The organism is Ferdinandcohnia sp. GQ5, from assembly GCF_059759275.1.
In genome coordinates, this window is the sequence record NZ_JCAXEW010000010.1 from 20370 (window position 1) to 44541 (window position 24172).

Here is a 24172-nt window from a genome sequence, read left to right on the forward strand (position 1 = left end):
AATAGTTAGTAAATAGATAGTTGGAGGGAAAGAATTATGTCCGCAAAGTTTGAAAAATTAGAAGGAAACCAAGGTGTCTTAACAGTAGAGGTTGACGCAGAAACATTTAACCAAGGACTTGACGAAGCTTTCAAAAAGGTAGTAAAGCAAGTTAACGTACCTGGGTTCCGTAAAGGTAAAATGCCTCGTGGAATGTTCGAAAAGCGTTTTGGTGTTGAATCACTTTACCAAGATGCATTAGATATTATTCTTCCAGATGCATATGAAAATGCAATCAAAGAAACTGGTATTGAGCCAGTTGATCGTCCAGAAGTTGATGTTGAACAAATCGAAAAAGGTAAAAACCTTATTTTCACTGCTAAAGTAACTGTTAAGCCAGAAGTTAAACTTGGTGACTACAAAGGTCTAGAAGTTGAAAAGCTTGAAGAAACTGTTACAGATGAAGAAGTTGATGCAGAAATCAAACAATTACAAGAGCGCAATGCAGAACTTGTTGTTAAAGAAGAAGGTACTGTAGAAAATGGCGACACTGTTGTAATTGATTTCGAAGGTTTCGTTGATGGAGAAGCATTCGAAGGTGGAAAAGCTGAGAACTATTCATTAGAAATTGGTTCTGGTTCATTCATTCCTGGATTCGAAGAACAATTAGTTGGTATTGCTACAGGTGAAGAAAAAGACGTTGAAGTTAGTTTCCCTGAAGAATACCATGCTGAAAACCTAGCAGGTAAGCCAGCAACTTTTAAAGTGAAAGTTCACGAAATCAAAGCAAAAGAACTTCCAGAGCTTGATGATGAGTTTGCAAAAGATGTAGACGATGAAGTTGAAACATTAGATGAATTAAAAGCTAAAACTAGAACTCGTTTAGAAGAGACTAAGAAGCGTGACGCTGAAAATAGCCTTAAAGATACATTAATCGAAAAAGCATCAGAAAATGCTGAAATCGATATTCCAGAGGCAATGGTTAATACTGAATTAGACCGCATGCTACGTGAATTTGAACAACGTTTACAAATGCAAGGCATGAACCTTGACCTATACTTCCAATTCTCTGGTCAAGACGAAAATGCTTTACGTGAACAAATGAAAGAAGATGCTGGCAAGCGCGTTCGTGTTAACTTAACTTTAGAAGCGATCGCAAAAGCTGAAAACATTGAAGTGACTGAAGAGGAAATCAATGCAGAGTTAGAAAATATGGCAACAATGTATGGCGTTTCTGCTGATGAGATTAAGTCAATGCTTGGTGGCTTAGATGGAATTACAGAAGATTTAAAAATTAGAAAAGCAATCGATTTTCTTGTAGAAAATAGCAAAAGTGTTGCATAATAATAAATAAGGGAATATCAAGGCGCGATATGATCGTGCCTTGTTTTATACCCAAAACTAAAAAGTTGTACATATAATAAGCATTTTGTAGTAGTTTTAATCTAAAGAAAAAGGGAACACTGAAAAAGGAGGGGCGAAGTCAGCACATATTTCACTAGTTGTTTTTTAAGACCACACATAACTTACATAATGAGCGCGAGAGTTATTATTACCATTCTGAAGAAGAAATATGGTACAATGTGCATTACATAATTAGATAATGGAACTGACGGTAATGGCCAAAGTTCAAACAAGATTGCCTATGTAATAGGTGTACGAGAAGCGAGAAGATCGAGGAAACAATTGAGGAAGCACCGGTGCGTATTTAAATGTACGTGAGGATGCTGACGACTAGAGGTGACGATGAGATTCGACGCTTATCGAAGCCGTAGGGGCTTAGTGTAGAGAGAAAGAAACAAATAAGGGGTGACATGATGTTTAAATTTAATGATGAAAAAGGGCAACTTAAGTGTTCTTTTTGCGGGAAAACCCAAGATCAAGTTCGAAAGTTAGTTGCAGGTCCTGGCGTTTATATATGCGATGAATGTATTGAATTATGTACTGAAATCGTTGAAGAGGAACTAGGTACAGAGGAAGAAGTTGAATTTAAAGATGTACCTAAACCAAAAGAAATAAGAGAAATCCTAGATGAATATGTGATAGGTCAAGATGCAGCGAAAAAGTCATTAGCTGTCGCTGTATATAACCACTATAAGCGTATTAATTCAAACAGTAAAATTGATGATGTTGAATTATCAAAAAGTAATATCTGTATGATTGGGCCAACTGGTAGTGGTAAAACATTATTAGCGCAAACTTTGGCTCGTATTTTAAATGTACCATTTGCGATTGCGGATGCTACTTCATTGACAGAAGCTGGATATGTTGGAGAAGACGTAGAGAATATTCTATTAAAACTTATTCAAGCAGCTGATTATGATGTGGAGAAAGCTGAAAAGGGAATCATTTATATCGATGAAATTGATAAGGTTGCACGTAAATCCGAAAATCCATCAATTACTCGTGACGTTTCGGGTGAAGGTGTACAGCAAGCATTATTGAAAATTCTTGAAGGCACAGTGGCAAGTGTACCTCCACAAGGTGGAAGGAAGCACCCTCATCAAGAATTTATTCAAATTGACACTTCAAATATCCTATTTATTTGTGGTGGAGCTTTTGATGGAATTGAACAAATCATCAAGCGCCGTCTTGGTAAAAAAGTAATTGGATTTGGTTCTAACGTTGTGGAAGAAGAATTAGACCAAAAATCACTACTTTCTAGATCATTACCAGAAGACTTATTAAAGTTTGGTTTAATTCCTGAATTTATTGGCCGTCTTCCGGTTATTGCGAGCCTTGAACCTTTAGATGAGGACGCGTTGGTAGAGATTCTAACGAAACCAAAAAATGCTTTAGTTAAGCAATATCAAAAAATGCTTGAGCTAGATGAAGTCGAATTGGATTTCGAAGAGGATGCTCTCAAGGAAATTGCAAAAAAGGCAATTGAACGTAAAACAGGAGCCCGTGGTTTGCGTTCCATTATCGAAGGAATTATGCTCGATGTGATGTTTGATCTTCCTTCAAGAGACGATATTAAGAAATGCATCATTACTGCGGAAACTGTATCAAAAAATACCTCTCCAAAGCTTTTATTGGATGATGGAACGGTTGTTGAAAACACAGAAATCTCCGCATAAGAAAAAATCCCGAGGCAACTCGGGATTTTTTTATTGAGTAATTTCCATTTTAATATTTAGATTTTTAGCATCCCTTTCATCAACCTGAGTGATTGTTTAAGTGCTTTTGTTTGGATCTGTTTCGTTTTCCGTTTTATTTACTTTCTCTTCTTGTGATTTTTTTGCTGACTGCTTCTCTTTTTCTGCTGAGCATCCTCCGAAAATAAGAATAGATGCTGAAAGAAAGGCTAGTAACTACCTTTTCTTCATATTTTCACTCCTTCCATACTTCCATATCTTACAGATAGTCAGCTTTTATAAAATAGTCCTAAATAACCGGACAAATTTGTATAATATGTATTAATTTGATTTTATTCAGTACGTTATTTTAAGAGTTACGTAATAAATATAACGAAATGACTAGCCAAAAATCCGTCAAATTTGGTTTATTCCACCTATACTCAGGAGATAATAGCAGATAGTAGTCTATCTTTGCGAGCAGGAGGAATAATATGAGTTGGACAGGTATTGTTTTATTCGTACAGCTATTTTTTGGAGTGATCATCGGACTTTACTTTTGGAATCTCCTTAAAAACCAGCGAACTCAAAAGGTATCTATAGATAAAGAGTCTAGAAAAGAAATGGAACAACTCCGTAAAATGAGGTCCATTTCCTTAACAGAACCTCTAGCTGAGCGAGTAAGACCAACTAGTTTTTCAGATATTGTTGGACAAGAGGATGGAATAAAATCATTAAAAGCAGCGCTTTGTGGACCAAATCCTCAGCACGTCATTATTTATGGACCACCCGGAGTAGGTAAAACAGCGGCAGCACGTCTTGTAATGGAGGAAGCAAAACGCAATGCAAAGTCTCCTTTTAAGCAATCAGCTGTTTTTGTAGAATTAGACGCGACAACCGCACGATTTGATGAACGTGGAATAGCGGACCCCTTAATAGGTTCTGTTCATGATCCGATTTATCAAGGAGCAGGTGCGATGGGGCAAGCAGGTATTCCTCAACCAAAACCAGGGGCTGTAACACATGCACATGGAGGCGTTTTATTCATCGATGAAATTGGAGAGCTGCATCCCATTCAAATGAATAAAATGTTAAAGGTATTAGAGGATCGCAAAGTATTTCTTGAAAGTGCTTATTATAGCGAGGAAAACACACAAATTCCTACACATATTCATGATATTTTTAAGAATGGATTGCCAGCTGATTTTCGAATGATTGGCGCGACAACACGCACACCTAATGAAATACCACCAGCGATTCGTTCCCGTTGCTTAGAGGTATTTTTCCGTGATTTAGATCAGGATGAATTAGCAATTGTAACAAGAAAAGCACTTGAGAAAGTCAAAATGCAGGCGACTGAAAAAGGGATTGCTACACTTGCCTCATATGCAAGGAATGGACGTGAAGTGGTGAATATGGTTCAAATCGCCGCTGGAATTGCAATTTCCGAGGATCGCGATTTTATTAAGGATGAAGATATAGAGTGGGTACTTCATTCAAGTCAGTTAACACCTCGTTATGATAAGAAGATATATCCAAGTGCAAGGGTGGGACTTGTTAACGGCTTAGCTGTATATGGACCTAACACTGGAGCATTGTTAGAAATCGAGGTCACCGTTATCCCTGCTAAAGATAAAGGAACGATCAATATAACTGGTATCGTTGAAGAAGAAAGTATTGGGGACCGTGGAAAGTCTGTTCGAAGAAAAAGTATGGCGAAGGGCTCCATTGAAAATGTCATTACTGTACTTCGTTCAATGGGCGTTCCTGCACATGATTATGACATCCATGTTAATTTCCCTGGGGGGATTCCAATTGATGGACCTTCTGCAGGGATTGCAATGGCTACCGGTATCTATTCTGCCATTCATAAATTCCCAGTCGATCATAAAGTTGCCATGACAGGCGAAATTAGTATTCATGGGAATGTAAAGCCAATTGGTGGAGTTGTGCCGAAAATTAAAGCAGCAAAACAAGCAGGAGCAAAAAAGGTCATCATCCCTCAAGAAAATATGCAATCAATCTTAAAGGAAATTGAGGGAATTGAAATTATTCCAGTTACCAATTTGGAAGAAGTCTTTGAGATTGCAATTGAAACACCTGAACGGCAAAAGCAATCCAAGCAATCAATCATTCCGGCTTCAACTAACTTTTCAAAAACAGAATCTGTCTAAATGTAAAACAGTTTAAAATAGAAAGACTTCGACATACTATAAAAAGAACGTCGAAGTCTTTTTATGTTTTTCATCTTTAATATAAAAATGAAAAATCCTCCAAAATAGACACTAGCTATCAAATAAGATAAAATTTACATTTAAGAACATGTTCAAAAAGGAGGATGAAAAGGACCGAGAATTTCAAGGCGGCGCAGCTTTGAGTACCGGAGCGTATGCAGTTAATACGTGATTAACGGAGAAGCAAGCCAACGCAGAAATTCGATGTGTCATTTTCACCGGACTTTTTGAACATCAACTTTAAGAACTATATTCAATTTTGAGGTGTATGCAATGACAAGAAAAAAAGAAATCATTGTTCCTCTTTTACCACTTCGCGGATTGCTTGTCTATCCAACTATGGTTTTGCATTTAGATGTTGGCCGTGAAAAATCAGTGCAAGCATTGGAAAAAGCAATGGTAGAAGACCATATCATTTTTTTAACAACCCAAAAAGATGTGGCTATTGACGATCCTACAGAGGATGATATCTATAATATAGGAACATTAACGCAAGTAAAACAAATGCTTAAATTACCAAATGGAACAATACGTGTATTGGTTGAAGGACTTTATCGCGCGGAAATTAAAGAAATATTTGACAAAGATACGTATTATTCGGTTAAAGTAAGAACATTTGAGGAAGACGAAACAAAGGATGTAGAATCTGAAGCACTCATGCGGATGATGCTTGAGTATTTCGAACAGTACATAAAGCTTTCTAAAAAGATATCGACTGAAACATATACGTCTGTTACTGATATTGAGGAACCAGGTCGAATGGCAGATATCATTGCCTCCCATATCCCTCTCAAACTGAAAGAAAAACAAGAAATTCTTGAAACGATTGATGTTCGAGCCAGAATGAATAAGGTCATTACTATCATCAATAATGAAAAAGAAGTCTTAAGTCTTGAAAAGAAAATTGGCCAACGTGTAAAGCGTTCCATGGAAAGAACTCAGAAGGAATACTATCTGCGTGAACAAATGAAAGCTATTCAAAAAGAATTAGGAGATAAAGAGGGAAAAACAGGTGAGGTAACTACACTAAAGGATAAAATTGAAGCAGCAGGAATGCCTGACCATATCGAGCAAGTCGCTTTGAAAGAACTTGACCGCTACGAAAAAATCCCACAAACTTCGGCAGAGAGCGCTGTAATACGGAATTATATAGAATGGCTTTTGTCATTGCCATGGACAAATGCAACGGAAGATCGACTAGATATTCACCATGCAGAGGAAATCCTTGAAAAAGACCATTTTGGGCTTGATAAGGTAAAGGAAAGAGTACTTGAATATTTAGCTGTTCAACAATTAACAAACTCTTTAAAAGGGCCAATTCTATGTTTAGCTGGACCTCCAGGAGTTGGTAAAACATCGTTAGCAAAATCAGTGGCAAAATCACTTGGTAGAAATTTTGTGCGGATTTCTCTAGGTGGTGTTCGTGATGAATCTGAAATCAGGGGGCACCGTAGAACATATGTAGGAGCAATGCCAGGGCGTATTATCCAAGGAATGAAAAAGGCCGGTACAATTAATCCAGTCTTTTTATTAGATGAAATAGATAAAATGTCCAACGATTTTAGAGGCGACCCATCAGCAGCCTTGCTTGAAGTATTGGATCCTGAACAGAACTTCAACTTTAGTGATCATTTTATTGAAGAGCCTTATGATTTATCGAAGGTTATGTTCATTGCTACTGCTAATAACTTGGCAACCATTCCAGGACCACTACGTGACCGAATGGAAATTATCACAATCGCTGGGTATACTGAGCTTGAAAAAGTCCATATCGCCAAAGATCATTTATTACCAAAACAACTTGAAGAGCATGGTTTGACAAAAGGTAAATTACAAATAAGAGAAGATGCTCTATTGAATATTATTCGTCATTACACAAGAGAAGCGGGAGTCCGTAGTCTAGAGCGTCAAATCGCGAAAATTTGTCGTAAGGTGGCTAAGATAATCGTTTCTGGTGAAAAGAAACGAGTTGTCATTACCGAAAAAAATGTAGTTGAATTTTTAGGGAAACCGATATTCCGTTATGGCCAAGCAGAAATCGAAGACCAGGTTGGAGTTGCTACTGGACTTGCGTATACTGCTTTTGGCGGAGACACTCTTTCAATCGAAGTATCGCTAGCACCTGGTAAAGGAAAGCTTGTCCTCACTGGGAAGCTAGGGGATGTCATGAAGGAGTCTGCTCAAGCAGCTTTTAGTTATATTCGATCTAAAGCACAAGAATTAAAGATTGATCCTGACTTTAATGAAAAAAATGATATCCATATTCATGTTCCAGAAGGTGCTGTTCCAAAGGACGGACCTTCAGCTGGGATTACAATCGCGACCGCACTAATTTCTGCTTTAACTGGTAAAGCTGTCAGCAAGGAAGTTGGGATGACTGGTGAAATTACCTTAAGAGGCCGTGTTCTCCCGATAGGTGGTTTAAAAGAAAAATCATTAAGTGCCCATCGTGCCGGTTTAACGAAGATTTTATTTCCAAAGGAAAACGAAAAGGATTTAGAGGACATCCCTGATAGTGTAAGAAATGATGTCGAATTTATTCCGGTTTCACATTTAGATGAAGTATTAAAACATGCGTTAATAGAGGAGAAAAAATGAAAGTTACAAGTGCAGAAATCGTTATAAGTGCTGTAAAGCCAGAGCAATATCCAGAAGGAGATCTTCCTGAATTTGCGCTGGCCGGACGCTCGAATGTTGGAAAATCTTCGTTTATTAATAAAATGATTAATCGTAAAGCGTTGGCACGTACATCATCAAAGCCTGGAAAGACGCAAACTTTAAACTTTTACCTGATTAATGAATTATTGCATTTTGTGGATGTTCCAGGGTATGGGTATGCAAAGGTTTCAAAAACAGAAAGAGCGGCATGGGGTAAAATGATTGAGAAGTATTTAACAACACGTGAACAGCTAAAAGCGGTTGTTTTGATTGTTGATTTACGTCACCCTCCATCCAATGATGATGTGTTAATGTATGATTTTGCGAAACATTACGAAATCCCTGTTGTTGTTATTGCAACAAAGGCAGATAAAATTCCAAAAGGAAAATGGGATAAACACTTGAAGGTCGTTCGTGAAACATTAGAACTTGAGCCTGATGACCATATCATCAAGTTCTCATCAGAAACGGGATTAGGAAAAGAGCAGGCATGGACCGTCCTACAATCATATATGAACAATGAAAACAGTTAAAGCATATGCTTTAGCTGTTTTTTATTGATTAACCAAGCTTGGCGAAACAAAGGACATTATGGAGAATTGGGGAGATATTAAGGCGATTTTACCGATTCGGTTATAAGCAAGGGATTGGCCTAATAAGATAGAAGAAATGTTAGGTACACTTTACTAGCCGGATTTTGGTAGCCGTTTTTAGTAGAAGTAGAAAAAGGGGGAAACAAAAATTGAAAACGAAACTCATTTCTTTTTTAGTTCTGATGTTGACGGTTGGTGTTGTGAGTGCTTGTGGAAGTGAAAAGTCATCTCAAACAGGGATGAAATTAGTTGAAGACGGAAAATTTACGTTTGCATCATCTGGAGAATACAATCCTTTTAGTGTTACAGATGGAGACGGTGTTATGACTGGGTTTGATATTGAAGTAGCAGAAGCAATTGCAAAAGAGCTAGGTTTAGAACCAGATCAAAAAAGATTTAAATTTAACAGTATTGTAGAGGGTGTGAAAACAGGACGTTTTGATGCTGCAGTTGCAAGTCATACGATTACAGATGAACGTGCAGAGCATGTTAATTTTTCAACACCATATTACTATTCAGGACCTCAGATATTCGTAAGACCTGACAGTGAAGTAGCAAGCCTAGATGATCTGAAAGGGTTGGAAATTGCTGTTTCAAAAGGTTCTACTTATGCAAAAACAGCTCAAGAAGTAACTGACAATGTCGTTCAATACGACAGTGATGTTACGGCATTGGAAGCTTTAGCAATCGGCAAGCATGATGCTGTTATTACTGACTTCTTAACGGGAAAAGAAGCTATCGGGAACGGTATAGAAATTGAGGGGAAAGATATTCTTGGTTTAAGCGAGCAGGCCGTAGCAGTGGCGAAGGACAATGAAGAACTATTGAAGAAAATAAATGAAGCACTAGATACATTAAGGGAAGACGGGACCCTAAAGAAAATTAGTGAAAAATACTTTAAAGAAGATATCACAACGAATCCAGAAGAATAGGTATCATCATAGAAACGAATGTGATTTTTTCGCATTCGTTTCTTTTTCTAATAAGTACTTTGGAAAAAGGAGTTGAAGGTAATTGCCTGAATTTAGTCATATCATAGAACAGTTGATTGATTCGTATCCAGTATTTTTAAAAGGGATGCTACTTACATTACAAGTAACAATTGTTGCTATTTTCATCGCGGTTTTTATTGGTTTGTTTTTTGCATTCTTAAAAATCTCCGGGAAAACCATCCTCGTCAAGATTGCTGATTTGTATATTTATTTGGTAAGAGGAACCCCGTTGATCGTTCAAATCTTTGTCTTTTATTTTGGCTTATCAGCTTTAGATATATCAATGTTTTGGTCCGTAACACTAGGATTGGCATTCCATAATGGTGCATATATTGCTGAAATTTTTAGGGGTGCCATTCAATCCATTGATAATGGCCAAATGGAAGCGGGACAATCATTAGGAATGAGCAGGATTTTAACGATGCGAAGAATTATCCTACCTCAAGCGTTTCGTAGAGCAATACCACCCCTAGGAAATCAATTTATTATTGGATTAAAGGACTCATCACTAGCCGCATTTATTGGTTTAAACGAGCTCTTTAATGTATCAACAACATTGGGCTCAAACAATTTTGATTATATGACATATTTACTTATCGTTGCGATTTATTATTTAATTCTTGTCTTGATTTTTACTATTTTAGTTGGAATGCTCGAGAAAAAATTGGCGGCAAGCGATAAATAGGGGAAGGTGAAGTGAGTTGCAAAAGAAGGATATGATAAAAGTTGTCGATTTAAATAAATCATTCGGGGATTTACACGTGTTAAAAGATATTAACATGATTGTGAAAGAAAGTGAGGTTGTTTGTTTAATTGGAGCAAGTGGGTCTGGCAAAAGCACCTTGTTACGTTGTTTGAATTTCTTAGAATTAAAAGAAAGTGGAGAAATCATAATTAATGATGAAAATATCGAGTCTAATAGCCATAACCTAAATGAAATACGGCAACGAGTTGGTATGGTGTTTCAACATTTTAATCTATTTCCCCATATGACGGTTCTTCAGAATGTGATTGAAGCGCCCACTCAGGTTAAAAGATTTCCGAAACAAGAGGCCATTGAGCAGGCAAAGGAGCTTCTTGCAAAAGTGGGATTGGCAGATAAAATGAATGTGTATCCGTCAAAATTGTCAGGTGGACAAAAGCAACGTGTTGCCATTGCTCGGGCATTAGCAATGAAACCCGAAATTATGTTATTCGATGAACCAACATCAGCCCTTGACCCAGAATTAGTCGGTGAGGTTCTAAATACAATGAAACAATTAGCAAATGAAGGAATGACCATGATTGTAGTTACGCATGAAATGGGATTTGCTAGAGAGGTTGCAGATCGAGTTATCTATATGCATGATGGGAAAATTGTGGAGGTCGGAAAGCCTAGGGACATATTTGAAAATCCGAAAGAACAGCGAACGAAGGACTTTTTGAACTCTATTCTTTAACAGAAAGATACGTATCTCAAAGACAAACTTTGAGATGCTATTTTTTTTATAAAAATAACCCACGGGACAAGTTCTTCGTGGGCAAATTGCATTTTGGTATAATTTACTTTTTCTTAATGAATAATAAATAAAAGCCGATTCCAATCACAAGGACGGGCCAATAGTTCAAAATAAATGAAAACCCACCTTCAAAAAAGCTTAACCATCCCATAAATCGGCTGTAGTTGAGAAACAATAATGAAATAAATAATAGAACAATACTAGGGAATAGCCCATTTTTTGTTTTAAAATATGTAAATAGCATTCCAAGACCAACAATAAGAAGCAAGGTACCCGGCTGTTTTGGCCAAAAGCTGAGTTGGTTGAGACTGTGAAAATGAAATCCAAATCCAACCAGAATTACTCCAGGTAAAACACTGCCTGGATTGTTTTCAAGATAAGCTTGAACGAGAAAGGCAATCCCGACAATGATGATGAGTGTTTGCCAAGAATAGAAGTTAGTAAATACTGGTATACCCAGTTGTTGTAGTAAGAGATAGCAACCAATCCCTAAAAGGATGATGCCAGAAAAGATATTATTTTTTTTCATATGATCCCCCGTGCAATTAACTTGATTTGACCCTATTTTTTTGTTAATGTAACGATTGAAGTCAAGATGATTAAATCATTTATATAACTGCCTTTATCATTATTATCTATTATAAATTTATCTTAGCATAGGTTGTCAAAAACTGTTCACACATTTTTCGACAATCCGCAACGTATTACATGGTATAATAGTAGTAGTTTTTTGGACGAATGATCCATTATGATTATTTAAAAGGTTGGGGTGAGAGATATTATGCATACACTAATGGTCGGACTTAATTATAGAACAGCCCCTGTTGAAATACGTGAAAAATTAACTTTTGATCCGGATAGCATTGCACAAGCTATGAAGGAATTGAAAGGGAAAAAAAGTATTCTTGAAAATATTATCGTTTCAACTTGTAATCGGACAGAAATATATGCTGTAGTCGACCAATTGCATACAGGACGCTACTATATTAAAGATTTTCTTTCACAATGGTTTGGTATTGAGAAAGAGGAATTTACTCCATATTTAAGTATCTTTGAAGATGAGGGAGCAGTTGAACACTTATTTCATGTTACTTGTGGATTAAATTCTATGGTTGTTGGTGAAACACAAATTCTTGGACAAGTACGTTCAAGCTTTTTATCAGCACAGGAAAAAGGAACATCAGGAACTGTTTTCAATCATTTATTTAAACAGTCTATTACATTAGCTAAACGCGCACATTCAGAAACTGAAATCGGCTCAAACGCTGTTTCAGTAAGTTATGCTGCTGTTGAGCTTGCTAAAAAAATCTTTGGGGACCTTACAAATAAAAATGTTCTCATCTTAGGTGCCGGAAAAATGGGTGAGTTAGCTGTTCAAAACCTACACGGTTCAGGCGTAGGTAAAGTAACGGTAATGAATCGAACTTTTGAAAAAGCACAAAACCTAGCTGAGAAATTCCAGGGTGAAGCCAAGACTATAGAGGAACTTCAATGTGCCCTAGTTGAAGCTGATATCATGATTAGTTCAACTGGAGCTAAGGGATATGTGGTTACAAAAGAGATTATGCAGGATGTCGAACGCATGAGAAAGGGTCGTCCTTTATTTATGGTCGATATTGCTGTACCGAGGGACTTAGATCCAGGACTTGCAGATTTAGAAAGTGTCTTTTTATATGATATTGACGATTTAGAAGGAATCGTGGAAGCCAATCTTCAGGAACGTAAGGTAGCGGCTGAAGAAATAGAGCTTATGATTGAATCAGAGATCGTTGAATTTAAGAACTGGTTGAATACCTTAGGCGTAGTTCCAGTGATATCAGCTCTTCGCAAAAAGGCATTAACCATTCAAGCTGAAACAATGGAAAGTATTGAACGAAAGATGCCTAATCTTTCCGAACGTGAGAGAAAAGTATTAAATAAGCACACGAAAAGTATCATAAATCAGCTATTAAAAGACCCTATTTTACAAGCAAAGGAACTTGCTGCACAACCAAATGCAGAGGAATCACTTTCATTATTTATGAAAATCTTCGATATTGAGGAAGCAGTTGTTTCTGAGCAGGGGATGCAAACGGCTAAGAGTAATTTGAACAAGGTAGCAAATAGACAGCAGCCTTCTCTACAGTCATAATGAGGAGAAAATCGATATGGTAGAGATGAATGTAATGAGATTACATGAGTTCACAGTAATTCTCTATGCCTTAAGTGTCCTACTTTATTTTATAGACTTTCTTCATAATAACCGGAGGGTGAATAAGTTTGCCTTCTGGTTACTTGCATTTGTATGGGTAATTCAATCGATTTTTCTATTAACGAGACTGCTAAGTACAGGTAGATTACCGATTTTATCTATGGTGGAGGGGCTTTATTTTTATGCATGGGTGCTGATAACCCTCTCTTTAATTTTAAACAAATATTTGAGAGTAGATTTCATTGTATTTTTTACAAATTTATTAGGTTTTTTCATAATGGCATTGCACACATTTGCTCCAGGTCAGCACGGTTCAAGTGCAGTGGAAAGTCAGTTAATCTCAGAATTACTTATGATTCATATCTCGATGGCGATTCTTTCATATGGCGCATTTTCGTTATCTTTTGTTTTTTCGATTCTGTATTTGATTCAATATAACTTATTGAAACAGAAAAAATGGGGAAAACGACTCCTTCGTTTAGATGATTTATCAAAACTAGACCATATGTCATATGTATTGAATCTCATTGGAGTGCCCATGCTTTTACTATCACTTATTTTAGGTTTGTTATGGGCCTTTATTAAGGTTGATAATTTTAATTTTTACGATGCAAAGGTGGTAGGATCGTTTTTTGTTCTAGTTATCTATGCATGGTATTTATATAAAAGGGTGGTCCAAAAGCTTCAAGGAAAGGCCATCGCTAATTGGAATATTGGAGCATTTTTACTTTTGCTTGTTAATTTCTTTTTATTTGGAAGCTTATCAAGTTTTCATTTTTGGTATACATAGACAGGAGGTACATTCATGAGAAAAATAATTGTTGGGTCTAGAAGAAGTAAATTAGCTATTACACAAACAAACTGGGTTATTCAACAGCTTAAGGATCTTGGTGTTCCATATGAGTTCGAGGTAAAGGAAATCGTCACTAAAGGGGATAAAATCCTTGATGTAACTTTATCTAAGGTCGGAGGTAAAGGCCTTTTTGTTAAGGAAATTGAACAAGCTTTATTCGATAAGGAAATTGACATGGCGGTTCATAGTATGAAAGATATGCCCGCAGTGCTACCTGAAGGCCTAATTATTGGTTGTGTGCCAAAACGTGAAGATCATCGTGATGTAATCATTTCCAAGGGGAATGTTTCCTTTGAAAAGCTTCAAAGTGGGGCTATCGTGGGTACAAGTAGCTTAAGAAGAAGTGCACAGCTTCTAGCAAAAAGAAACGATATCGAAATTAAATGGATTCGTGGAAATATTGATACGAGACTTGCAAAGCTTGAGAACGAAGATTACGATGCAATTGTATTAGCAGCAGCCGGCTTAAAGCGTATGGGGTGGTCTGACGATGTAGTATCCGAATTCGTAGACCCTGAGGTTTGCTTGCCAGCAGTAGGTCAAGGTGCGTTAGCAATAGAATGTCGTGAAGATGATGCAGAACTTTTAGTAGCATTGTCAAAATTTAATGATGAATATACGGAAAAAACGGTTGCAGCTGAACGTGCATTCCTTGATAAAATGGAAGGCGGCTGTCAAATTCCAATCGCAGCATATGCAACTATGTCCGATGATAATGAGATTGCTTTGACAGCTTTAGTGGGCTCTCCTGATGGAAATACGATTTACAAGGAACAGGTCTACGGTCATAATCCAATCGAGGTTGGTCATGAAGCAGCAAATAAATTGACAAATCTGGGTGCAAAAGAACTCATCGACAAAGTGAAAGAGGAGCTAAATCAGTAATGGAAGGCGAACAACCTCTTTTAGGGAAAAGAATCTTAAATACGAGAGGTAAAAAGCAAGCTGCTGAATTTTCAATGAAAATTACAGCGGCTGGCGGAACGCCAATTGAACTTCCGTTATTAACATTTGATAAACCGAAAAATACAACGATTATTAAGAATACAATAAGCAATTTAAAGTCATATGATTGGTTGATTTTTACGAGTAAGAATGGTGTAGATTCCTTTTTCGATTTTTATAATCAGGTAGTGGAAGAAGCGGGAATGAACCTTCCACTACCCAAAATTGCTGTAGTTGGCACAAAGACAGAAAAGGCTCTATTAACAAAGGGATATAAACCGGAGTTGGTCCCGGAAGAGTTTATCGCGGAAGGCTTGTTTAAGAGTTTAAAACCTTTTGTGAAAAAAGGTGCTCGCTTTTTACTTGCTCGTGGAAATCTAGCACGTTCTTATTTAGTTGATGAATTGATTAGGCATGGGGCAGAAGCTACCGATTTAGTTGTCTATGAGACGGTTGGAGATTCTCGTGAAAAAGAGCGCTTAATAACGCTTTTAAAAGACAAACAAATTGATATTATAACCTTTACAAGTCCTTCAACTGTGAAGCAATTTTATAAAATGGTTGAACAATTAGAGTGGCAACTTTGGACAAAAAATGTGATATTTGCTTGTATTGGACCGGAAACAGAAAAGTGTGCAAAGCAATTACATATACCAATTCACATATGTCCTGCTAATTACACCATTGATCATTTATTAACGGAAATCGTCGATTATTTAAAAGCGCAAGAAGGAGAAAAATAAATGGAAAAATTACAATTTGCAAGACATAGAAGACTACGTCAAACGGCAAATATTCGAGCATTAGTACGTGAAACTCATCTTCATACAGATGACCTAATTTACCCATTGTTTATCGCTGAGGGCGAAAATAAGAAAGTAGAAGTTCTTTCTATGCCTGGTGTATATAATATTTCATTGGATTTACTTGAGCAAGAGCTTGATGAAATCGTAGAATTAGGAATTAGATCTGTTATATTATTTGGTGTACCAAATGAAAATGAAAAAGATGAAACGGGTACTGGTGCATTTCATGACCACGGAATTGTCCAAAAGGCAACTCAATTAACAAAAGAAAAGCATCCAGACTTGGTGGTAATCGCTGATACATGTCTTTGTGAATATACATCACATGGGCATTGTGGTGTAATAGAAAATGGACAAGTTTTAAATGATCCTTCCCTTGAACTATTAGCAAAAACGGCTGTAAGCCAGGCAAAAGCTGGTGCGGATATAATTGCCCCATCTAATATGATGGATGGCTTTGTGACAGCGATTAGACACGGCTTAGATGAAGCTGGATTTGAAAATGTTCCAATTATGTCTTACGCGGTTAAATATTCATCAGCATTCTATGGTCCATTCCGTGATGCTGCAGGGAGTGCTCCTTCCTTCGGTGATCGTAAAACGTATCAAATGGACTATGCGAATCGTCTAGAGGCATTAAGAGAAGCTGAATCAGATATTGAAGAGGGTGCTGATTTCTTAATTGTAAAACCAGCATTGTCTTACTTGGATATCGTGCGTGACGTTAAAAATAATTTTAATGCACCAGTGGTAGCTTATAATGTGAGTGGCGAATACTCCATGATTAAAGCGGCTGCTCAAAACGGATGGATAAATGAAAAAGAAATTGTTATGGAAATGCTAACAGGAATGAAACGTGCAGGTGCAGATTTAATCATTACGTATCATTCAAAAGATGTTGCTCGCTGGTTACAGGATAAGTAATTGTTTTATTAAGCTTATTAAGGGGCCTGCCCCCCACCGTGTTAACGCATTAACGCATCGGGGGTCAGGCCCCCAAAAAAGAAAGGGGTTACGAAGATGAGAAGTTATGAAAAGTCAAAAGCGGCATTTGCAGAAGCAGTACACCTCATGCCAGGTGGAGTAAACAGCCCAGTTCGTGCTTTTAGATCGGTAGCTATGGATCCAATCTTCATGGAACGTGGGAAAGGTTCTAAAATATATGATATCGATGGAAATGAATACATAGATTACGTTTTATCATGGGGACCTCTTATTCATGGTCATGCGAATGATCAAGTTGTGGAAGCACTTAAAAGAGCAACCGAAATGGGAACTAGCTTTGGTGCCCCAACTTTAGCAGAAAACGAACTTGCAAAGCTTGTCATTGAAAGAGTCCCATCAATTGAAATCGTTCGGATGGTTAACTCCGGTACAGAGGCAACGATGAGTGCGTTACGATTAGCTAGAGGATATACAGGTCGCAGTAAAATCTTAAAATTTGAAGGTTGTTACCATGGACACGGCGATTCTTTATTGATTAAAGCTGGTTCAGGTGTAGCTACACTCGGTTTACCTGACAGCCCGGGAGTACCCGAAGGAATTGCAAAAAATACGATTACCGTTCCTTATAATGATTTAGAGGCTGTGAAATACGCGTTTGAACAATTTGGAGAAGACATAGCAGGTGTTATTGTCGAGCCAGTGGCAGGAAATATGGGGGTTGTTCCTCCACAGCCAGGATTCCTTGAAGCACTTCGTGAGATTACAACACAAAATGGAACATTGCTCATTTTTGATGAGGTAATGACTGGATTCCGGGTCGACTATAATTGTGCACAAGGATATTTTGGTGTCACTCCTGACCTTACATGTCTTGGTAAAGTAATAGGTGGTGGACTCCCTGTAGGCGCATATGGTGGCCGGGCAGAAATTATGGAGAATATTGCACCAGCTGGACCAATCTATCAAGCAGGAACCCTTTCTGGTAATCCATTAGCAATGGCTGCAGGTTATGAGACTTTATCACAGCTGAAACCAGAAGACTACACTGAATTTAAAAAGAAAGCTGATCGACTAGAAGAAGGGCTTACACAAGCAGCTGAAAAATACGAGATCCCACACTGCATCAATCGTGCGGGTTCAATGATTGGATTCTTCTTCACCAATGAAAAAGTGATAAACTATGAAGTTGCAAAAACATCTAATTTAGAGTACTTTGCATCCTATTATCGTGAAATGGCAAATGAAGGAGTATTCCTTCCACCATCACAATTTGAAGGACTGTTTTTATCAACAGCACACACTGATGAAGATATTGAAAAAACAATTCAAGCAGCTGAAAAAGCATTTTCTAAACTAAAAGGATAACGAGAATAGTAGGACAGACTCAGTAAACGGACTGAGTCTGTCTTTTTATTTACGGAAAGTATCATAAATGCTTATGATTTATCATAAAAATTGTAATGTCATAGTAAATCTGTATAGAAGAGGACTGAAAGGAGGAGTAGCTATGTCTGAAAACTTGCGATTTTCAGTAGAGGAATCAGTCTGGTTTCAAAAGGGACAGGAAGTCTCAGAGCTCATCTCAATATCTCTTGACCCAGATATTGTGATTCAAGAGCATGACCAATATGTGTCCATACGCGGTGCATTACAGCTAACAGGTGAATATCGTATAGATGAAAACCATTCCGAGAAGGAGGAACGCGATTTTACGTCGGTTCGCCTTGTGAATGAAGTGATCACAAGAGAAGATGGGGTTAGTGAACTAAACCATCGATTCCCAGTCGATATTACAATTCCACAAGATCGTGTACAAAGCCTCGATGATGTATATGTTTCAATTGAGACGTTTGACTATGAAATTCCGAAGCGTGGATGTTTACAAATTATTGCCGATTTAGCAATTAGCGGTATCCAAGGTGTTACTCAGGCGCCTAAGGAGGATGCTGTGCAGGAGACAATAAAACAAGAGGTGCAAGCTCCTGTTGTAGCAGAACAAGAAGCAGAAGAGGGACTGGAGCTTGTAAGAAGCATTCCTCCTGAAGAAGAAACCGAAGTGGAAGTTCAAGCGGTTTCAGAACAGGTGGAAGAGGAAAAAACACAGGAGCAAGTAGAGGTAGTGCTACAAGAAAAAGACGAAGTGGTGCTACATAGAGAGGCACAAGAAAAAGTTCAGGTAGAGGCTCAAGATGATATTAAGTCAGAGGCTAAAGATGATGTTCAGGTAGAGGCTCGAGAAGAAGCTCAGGTGGAGAAACAACCAGAGGTTATTGCTGTAAATGAACAGCAGAATGAGGAAGAAGATACTGATCTATTTGTTCCATTTGAAGTGGAGGCTAGAAAAGAGGCATACCAAGAACACGAGGTACATGAGGAAGAAGAGGTTGTTGATGTAGTCGAAGCGATTGAAGAAGAGGTTCATGCAGTGTTAACCCCTTCAATTGAAGTGAAAGCAAGACATGATAATCAATTATCCTTTGGGTCTGATAATCCAAATAAGAAAAACTCGACTGCCGTCCAGGAAAAAGATGCAGTGAAAGAACAAAGAGAAGAAAAGATTGATGAGCCTTCAAAACGTAGCGAAAATGATTTATTATTAACTAAAATTTTTGGTAGAGATGAAGTAGATGACCATACAACCATGAAAATTTGTATCGTTCAACACGGAGATACGTTAGAAAAGATTTCAGAGCGTTATGATATCTCAGTACAACAATTAGTACGTGTAAATTCACTAAACACAGATTCCGTCTCTGAAGGACAGCTTTTATACATCCCTGTTCAAGCAAATAGTTAGAAACATAGATAGGGTGAGGAAAACCTCACCCTGTTTTCTTTATGAAACGAATTACCAAAACTGTTAGGAAAGAGAGTGATTGGCCCAATGGATAATAACGATGCTAGAGAATTAGGGCCCATCTTAAAAAAATATAATCTAAAGCCCTTATCATTTGAACAACTCGGTAAAGTTACCAAGGTTGTGACAAACAAAGGAATTTTTGCATTAAAGTCTGTTTCAAATAAAATAAATCCTTCCTTCCCTACTTTCCTTCAACACTTATTGCAACAGGGCTATACAAGGGCAGTTCCCATTTACTCAACCATCGAGGGGAAGTACCTTGTCTATCATAACCATAAATTCCACTACCTAATGCCTTGGTTAAAAACTGCGACCATCGAACATCGTGGAGAACATTATCATTCCTTTTTTAAAGAAATTGCTAGAATTCACTTAACAACTGCAAGAAAAATACAAATGAACGATGAAACTGAGATTACAAGGCATTATGAATCAATCGTTAAGAAATGGGATGAACGGAATCAGTTACTAGAAGGTTTTGTAGAAACTGCCGAACAAAAATGGTATATGTCTCCATTTGAACTTCAATTCTGTACGTATTTTTATGAAGTAAGTCTAGCAGCCTCATTTGCAAGATCACAACTCGATAAATGGCATGAGTTAATGATAGGAGAAAAAGCATACCGTACCGCATTAACACTTAATCATTTTTCAGATACACATTTTTTATATGATGACAGTGGAAGGGGCTATCTATCAAATTTTGAAAGGGCAGGGTATGCCAGCCCTACCAATGATTTAGTAAGCCTCTATTTTCGAATATTAAAGACTTATCCGACTTTGTGTACAGATTGTCTTGAGTGGTTTGAAACCTATCAAAGCCGTTTTCCATTACGTGAAGAAGAGTTCTATCTCTTTCTAAGCCATTTGACTTTCCCTGAGCCAATCTATAAATGTCTTCGAAATTACATGGATAATAAACAGAAGAAATCAGAGCTAGAACATGTCCAAGTTTTACAACGAGCCTATTGGTTGACTAAAAATATTGAATTTGTTTCAGTGAAACTGTTGGAAGCTGAACAAAAAAGAAAAGAACAAGAGGAAGAAGAATCCCATACGGAATAAAGTATGGGATTTTTTAGATCATGTCGAGGTAAAATGCAACTGCGAGTAAAATTAATATGGCCAAAAAGAGCACATCAAATGAGGTGGGTATAAATATAGTTCGAACCGCTTGAACAATGGTGATGGGGATGATAAATTGGTGACAAACATCTCTACATTGTCGTAGCCAATGAGGATAAGAGTATTTTCTAAATCGTCGTCTTCTCATGCTTTATCTCTCCCTTCAAAGAAATCCTATAACTAAACTATGCTTGGAAAAGCAGAAAAGTTCCTGTCAATTCAGATTGAAAATTTTGTAACAAATTAACTTAAAGAGAATAAAGTATAAAAAACTTGGCTACCCTTATTGACAATACCTATTGAAATTCAACAAAATAAGTAGTAAAATTCTTTAAAGAACTTAACTTACATCCCCATAATGAGTACATACGATGACAGGGAAGAGTACATTGTGAACACCTTCAGAGAGAGAAATCATTAGCTGTGAGATTTCTTAGGAACGTAACGATGGAAGGTCACCCTTAAGTAGCTTTTATGAAATGAAGTAGTAAAAGCCGGTGAAAAGCCGTTATCTTTTTTTGAGAGCATAGATACGTTTTTTATCTATGAAAAAAGGTGGTACCGCGAATAGACTCCATTCGTCCTTTTATTAGGATGAATGGAGTTTTTTTATTTATTCAGCCGAAGCTGAAAAATAAGCCTCCGGCGGATGTCACAGATTTTCAAAAGAAACTTTTCGAGCAAGCTCGAAAAAATCTGGACGGCAAATACGCCAAGGCGCATTTGATTTTGTTTATTAGTTTAAGGAGGAACTCAAATGGAAGGTAATGAAAAGACTTTATCAACTAAGTATGATCCGCAAGCCATTGAAGCGGGGCGCTATCAATATTGGTTAGAGGGTAAATTTTTTGAAGCAAAAGATGATGCTGAGAAAAAACCTTATACGATTGTCATTCCACCACCAAACGTAACTGGTAAGTTACATCTAGGTCATGCGTGGGATACAACCTTACAGGATATACTTACTCGTATTAAAAGAATGCAAGGCTATGATGTGTTATGGTTACCGGGAATGGACCATGCTGGTATTGCAACCCAAGCAAAGGTCGAGGCTAAGCTACGTGAAGAAGGAAAATCTCGATATGACCTAGGGCGAGAAAAGTTTGTAGAAGAGACATGGAAGTGGAAGGAAGAGTATGCGAGCCATATTCGTGAACAATGGTCTAAACTAGGTCTTGGACTTGATTATTCCAGAGAACGTTTCACTCTTGATGAAGGACTTTCTAAGGCGGTACGTGAAGTATTCGTTACTTTATATAAAAAAGGTCTAATTTACCGCGGTGAATATATCATCAACTGGGACCCAGCTACAAAAACAGCTCTATCTGACATTGAAGTAATTTATAAGGATGTTCAGGGTGCATTTTATCATATGCGTTATCCATTAGCAGATGGAAGCGGATCTATTGAGATTGCTACGACTCGACCAGAAACAATGCTAGGTGATACGGCAATCGCTGTTCATCCAGAAGATGGGCGGTTCAAGCATTTAATCGGTAAAACGGTTATTCTCCCAATCGTTGGTAGAGAAATTCCGATTGTGGCTGATGATTATGTTGATATGGAATTTGGATCTGGTGCAGTTAAGATTACACCGGCACATGACCCGAATGACTTTGAAGTAGGAAATCGTCACAATCTTGAGCGTGTTTTAGTTATGAATGAAGATGGAACCATGAATGCAAACGCTGGTAAATACCAAGGAATGGATCGCTTTGAATGCCGAAAACAAATTGTTAAAGATCTTCAAGAAGAAGGCGTGCTATTTAATATTGAAGAGCATCTCCATTCAGTAGGTCACAGTGAGCGAAGCGGTGCTGTAGTTGAGCCATACCTATCCACACAATGGTTTGTAAAAATGCAACCATTAGCAGATGAGGCAATTAAGCTTCAATCACAAGAGGAGAAAGTAAACTTTGTTCCGGAACGATTTGAAAAAACATACTTGCGCTGGATGGAAAACATCCGTGACTGGTGTATTTCACGACAATTATGGTGGGGGCATCGAATTCCAGCGTGGTACCATAAAGAAACAGGTGAGGTTTATGTTGACCATGAGCCACCAAGTGATATCGAAAACTGGGAGCAGGACAATGATGTTTTAGATACTTGGTTCAGTTCTGCGTTATGGCCATTCTCCACAATGGGCTGGCCAGATAAGGAAGCAGCCGATTTTAAACGCTATTACCCTACAGATGCTCTTGTAACTGGCTATGATATCATCTTCTTCTGGGTTTCAAGAATGATTTTCCAAGGACTAGAATTTACAGGAAAACGGCCATTTAAAGATGTTCTGATTCACGGTCTGGTACGTGATGCGGAAGGCCGTAAAATGAGTAAGTCACTCGGAAATGGTGTGGACCCAATGGATGTTATCGCCCAATATGGCGCCGATTCATTACGTTACTTCTTATCTACTGGAAGTTCACCTGGTCAAGATTTACGCTTTAGTATGGAAAAAGTTGAAGCAACTTGGAACTTTGCCAATAAGATCTGGAATGCGTCACGTTTCGCATTAATGAATATGGGTGACATGAAGTTCGAAGATATTGACTTTAGTGGTGAAAAATCTGTTGCAGACAAATGGATTTTAACTCGCCTAAATGAAACAATTGAATCAGTAACAAAGCTTGCGGATAAATATGAATTCGGTGAAGTGGGTCGAGTTTTATATAACTTCATTTGGGATGAATTCTGTGATTGGTATATAGAAATGGCGAAGCTTCCTTTATACGGTGAAGATGAGCAAGCAAAGAAAACAACCAGATCGATTCTTGCATATGTCTTAGACAACACGATGAGATTACTACACCCATTCATGCCGTTTATTACCGAGGAAATATGGCAAAACTTGCCACATAATGGCGAATCCATTACTGTTGCAAAATGGCCAGAGGTGAATCGTGAATTATCTGATGATCAAGCAGCCGGTGAAATGCGACTATTAGTCGATATTATTCGCTCTGTTCGAAATATCAGGGCAGAAGTTAATACACCAATGAGCAAACAAATCAAGCTTCATATCAAAGCAAAAGATGAAGCCGTTCTTTCACAATTGGAGAAGAATCGTTCTTATTTAGAAAGATTCTGTAATCCTAGTGAACTTGTACTTGCAACTGAAATTACTTCTCCTGAAAAGGCTATGACTTCAGTAGTAACAGGAGCAGAATTATTCCTTCCACTTGAAGGATTGATCAACATTGATGAAGAAATTAAACGACTAGAAAAAGAACTAGATAAACTAGATAAAGAAGTTGAACGCGTTCAGAAGAAACTTAGTAATGAAGGTTTTGTGAAGAAAGCACCTCAAAAGGTAATTGAAGAGGAACAGGCAAAAGAAAAAGATTATCTTGAAAAACGCGAAACAGTTCGTGAACGCATTTCAGAATTAAGAGGCTAAAGGAATGAGAGGCGG

Annotated in this window: 19 protein-coding genes and 1 other annotated feature; of the genes, 17 read left to right on the plus strand and 2 right to left on the minus strand. The window is 37.6% G+C overall.

The window, feature by feature from the left end; all coding sequences use genetic code 11:
- Positions 1-36 precede the first annotated feature (36 nt).
- The 8 genes from tig (at position 37) to AC6CHV_RS13410 (ending at position 10972) form a co-directional block, all read left to right on the plus strand.
- Positions 37-1323 (plus strand): trigger factor, encoded by a 1287-nt coding sequence (tig, locus tag AC6CHV_RS13375; protein ID WP_341330711.1) that lies wholly within the window; start codon positions 37-39, stop codon positions 1321-1323.
- 473 nt (positions 1324-1796) lie between these two features.
- Positions 1797-3059, plus strand: a complete 1263-nt coding sequence (gene clpX / locus AC6CHV_RS13380; protein ID WP_099352083.1) for an ATP-dependent protease ATP-binding subunit ClpX — start codon at positions 1797-1799, stop codon at positions 3057-3059.
- A 491-nt stretch (positions 3060-3550) separates the two neighbouring features.
- Positions 3551-5230, plus strand: coding sequence for an ATP-dependent protease LonB (gene lonB / locus AC6CHV_RS13385; RefSeq protein WP_121447680.1), 1680 nt, complete (start codon positions 3551-3553; stop codon positions 5228-5230).
- Between the two features lie 333 nt (positions 5231-5563).
- The gene (gene lon / locus AC6CHV_RS13390; RefSeq protein WP_341330712.1) at positions 5564-7888 is read left to right on the plus strand and encodes an endopeptidase La; all 2325 of its coding nucleotides are present in this window, start codon (positions 5564-5566) and stop codon (positions 7886-7888) included.
- A complete protein-coding gene (gene yihA, locus AC6CHV_RS13395) occupies positions 7885-8481 on the plus strand; it encodes a ribosome biogenesis GTP-binding protein YihA/YsxC (RefSeq protein ID WP_341330713.1) in 597 nt (198 codons plus the stop codon). The genes lon and yihA overlap by 4 nt, the downstream gene beginning before the upstream one ends.
- A gap of 242 nt (positions 8482-8723) precedes the next feature.
- Entirely contained in the window at positions 8724-9473 is a 750-nt protein-coding gene (locus AC6CHV_RS13400; RefSeq protein WP_341333513.1) for a transporter substrate-binding domain-containing protein, read from the plus strand.
- A gap of 82 nt (positions 9474-9555) precedes the next feature.
- A complete protein-coding gene (locus tag AC6CHV_RS13405) occupies positions 9556-10218 on the plus strand; it encodes an amino acid ABC transporter permease (protein ID WP_341330714.1) in 663 nt (220 codons plus the stop codon).
- Between the two features lie 31 nt (positions 10219-10249).
- The gene (locus AC6CHV_RS13410) at positions 10250-10972 is read left to right on the plus strand and encodes an amino acid ABC transporter ATP-binding protein (protein WP_341333514.1); all 723 of its coding nucleotides are present in this window, start codon (positions 10250-10252) and stop codon (positions 10970-10972) included.
- A gap of 103 nt (positions 10973-11075) precedes the next feature.
- Here AC6CHV_RS13410 and AC6CHV_RS13415 read toward each other — a convergent pair whose 3' ends face one another.
- Positions 11076-11561, minus strand: coding sequence for a LiaI-LiaF-like domain-containing protein (locus tag AC6CHV_RS13415; RefSeq protein WP_341330715.1), 486 nt, complete (start codon positions 11559-11561; stop codon positions 11076-11078).
- Between the two features lie 252 nt (positions 11562-11813).
- Here AC6CHV_RS13415 and hemA point away from each other — a divergent pair, with 252 nt between their 5' ends.
- The 8 genes from hemA (at position 11814) to ysxE (ending at position 20697) form a co-directional block, all read left to right on the plus strand.
- Positions 11814-13163, plus strand: coding sequence for a glutamyl-tRNA reductase (gene hemA / locus AC6CHV_RS13420; RefSeq protein WP_341330716.1), 1350 nt, complete (start codon positions 11814-11816; stop codon positions 13161-13163).
- A 16-nt stretch (positions 13164-13179) separates the two neighbouring features.
- Positions 13180-14013 carry a cytochrome C assembly family protein gene (locus tag AC6CHV_RS13425; protein WP_341330717.1) on the plus strand — a complete coding sequence of 278 codons (834 nt, stop codon included), beginning with the start codon at positions 13180-13182 and terminating at the stop codon, positions 14011-14013.
- A 15-nt stretch (positions 14014-14028) separates the two neighbouring features.
- Entirely contained in the window at positions 14029-14961 is a 933-nt protein-coding gene (gene hemC, locus AC6CHV_RS13430; protein ID WP_341330718.1) for a hydroxymethylbilane synthase, read from the plus strand.
- Positions 14961-15764: a uroporphyrinogen-III synthase gene (locus AC6CHV_RS13435; RefSeq protein WP_341330719.1), complete on the plus strand. Its 804-nt coding sequence runs from the start codon at positions 14961-14963 to the stop codon at positions 15762-15764. Before hemC ends, AC6CHV_RS13435 begins: the two co-directional genes overlap by 1 nt.
- On the plus strand, positions 15765-16751 hold the full coding sequence (gene hemB / locus AC6CHV_RS13440; RefSeq protein ID WP_341330720.1) for a porphobilinogen synthase: 987 nt from the start codon (positions 15765-15767) through the stop codon (positions 16749-16751). It begins immediately after the preceding gene.
- A 96-nt stretch (positions 16752-16847) separates the two neighbouring features.
- On the plus strand, positions 16848-18137 hold the full coding sequence (gene hemL / locus AC6CHV_RS13445; protein WP_341330721.1) for a glutamate-1-semialdehyde 2,1-aminomutase: 1290 nt from the start codon (positions 16848-16850) through the stop codon (positions 18135-18137).
- 142 nt (positions 18138-18279) lie between these two features.
- Positions 18280-19569, plus strand: coding sequence for a stage VI sporulation protein D (gene spoVID, locus AC6CHV_RS13450; protein WP_498079034.1), 1290 nt, complete (start codon positions 18280-18282; stop codon positions 19567-19569).
- 87 nt (positions 19570-19656) lie between these two features.
- Positions 19657-20697 (plus strand): spore coat protein YsxE, encoded by a 1041-nt coding sequence (ysxE, locus tag AC6CHV_RS13455; protein WP_341330723.1) that lies wholly within the window; start codon positions 19657-19659, stop codon positions 20695-20697.
- A 13-nt stretch (positions 20698-20710) separates the two neighbouring features.
- Here ysxE and AC6CHV_RS13460 read toward each other — a convergent pair whose 3' ends face one another.
- Positions 20711-20905: a YszA family small membrane protein gene (locus tag AC6CHV_RS13460; RefSeq protein ID WP_121447694.1), complete on the minus strand. Its 195-nt coding sequence runs from the start codon at positions 20903-20905 to the stop codon at positions 20711-20713.
- 214 nt (positions 20906-21119) lie between these two features.
- Positions 21120-21346 (plus strand) — a binding site (T-box leader).
- A gap of 168 nt (positions 21347-21514) precedes the next feature.
- On the opposite strand from AC6CHV_RS13460, the gene AC6CHV_RS13465 reads away from it, so the two are divergent.
- Positions 21515-24157 (plus strand): valine--tRNA ligase, encoded by a 2643-nt coding sequence (locus AC6CHV_RS13465; protein WP_498079035.1) that lies wholly within the window; start codon positions 21515-21517, stop codon positions 24155-24157.
- Positions 24158-24172: the final 15 nt, after the last annotated feature.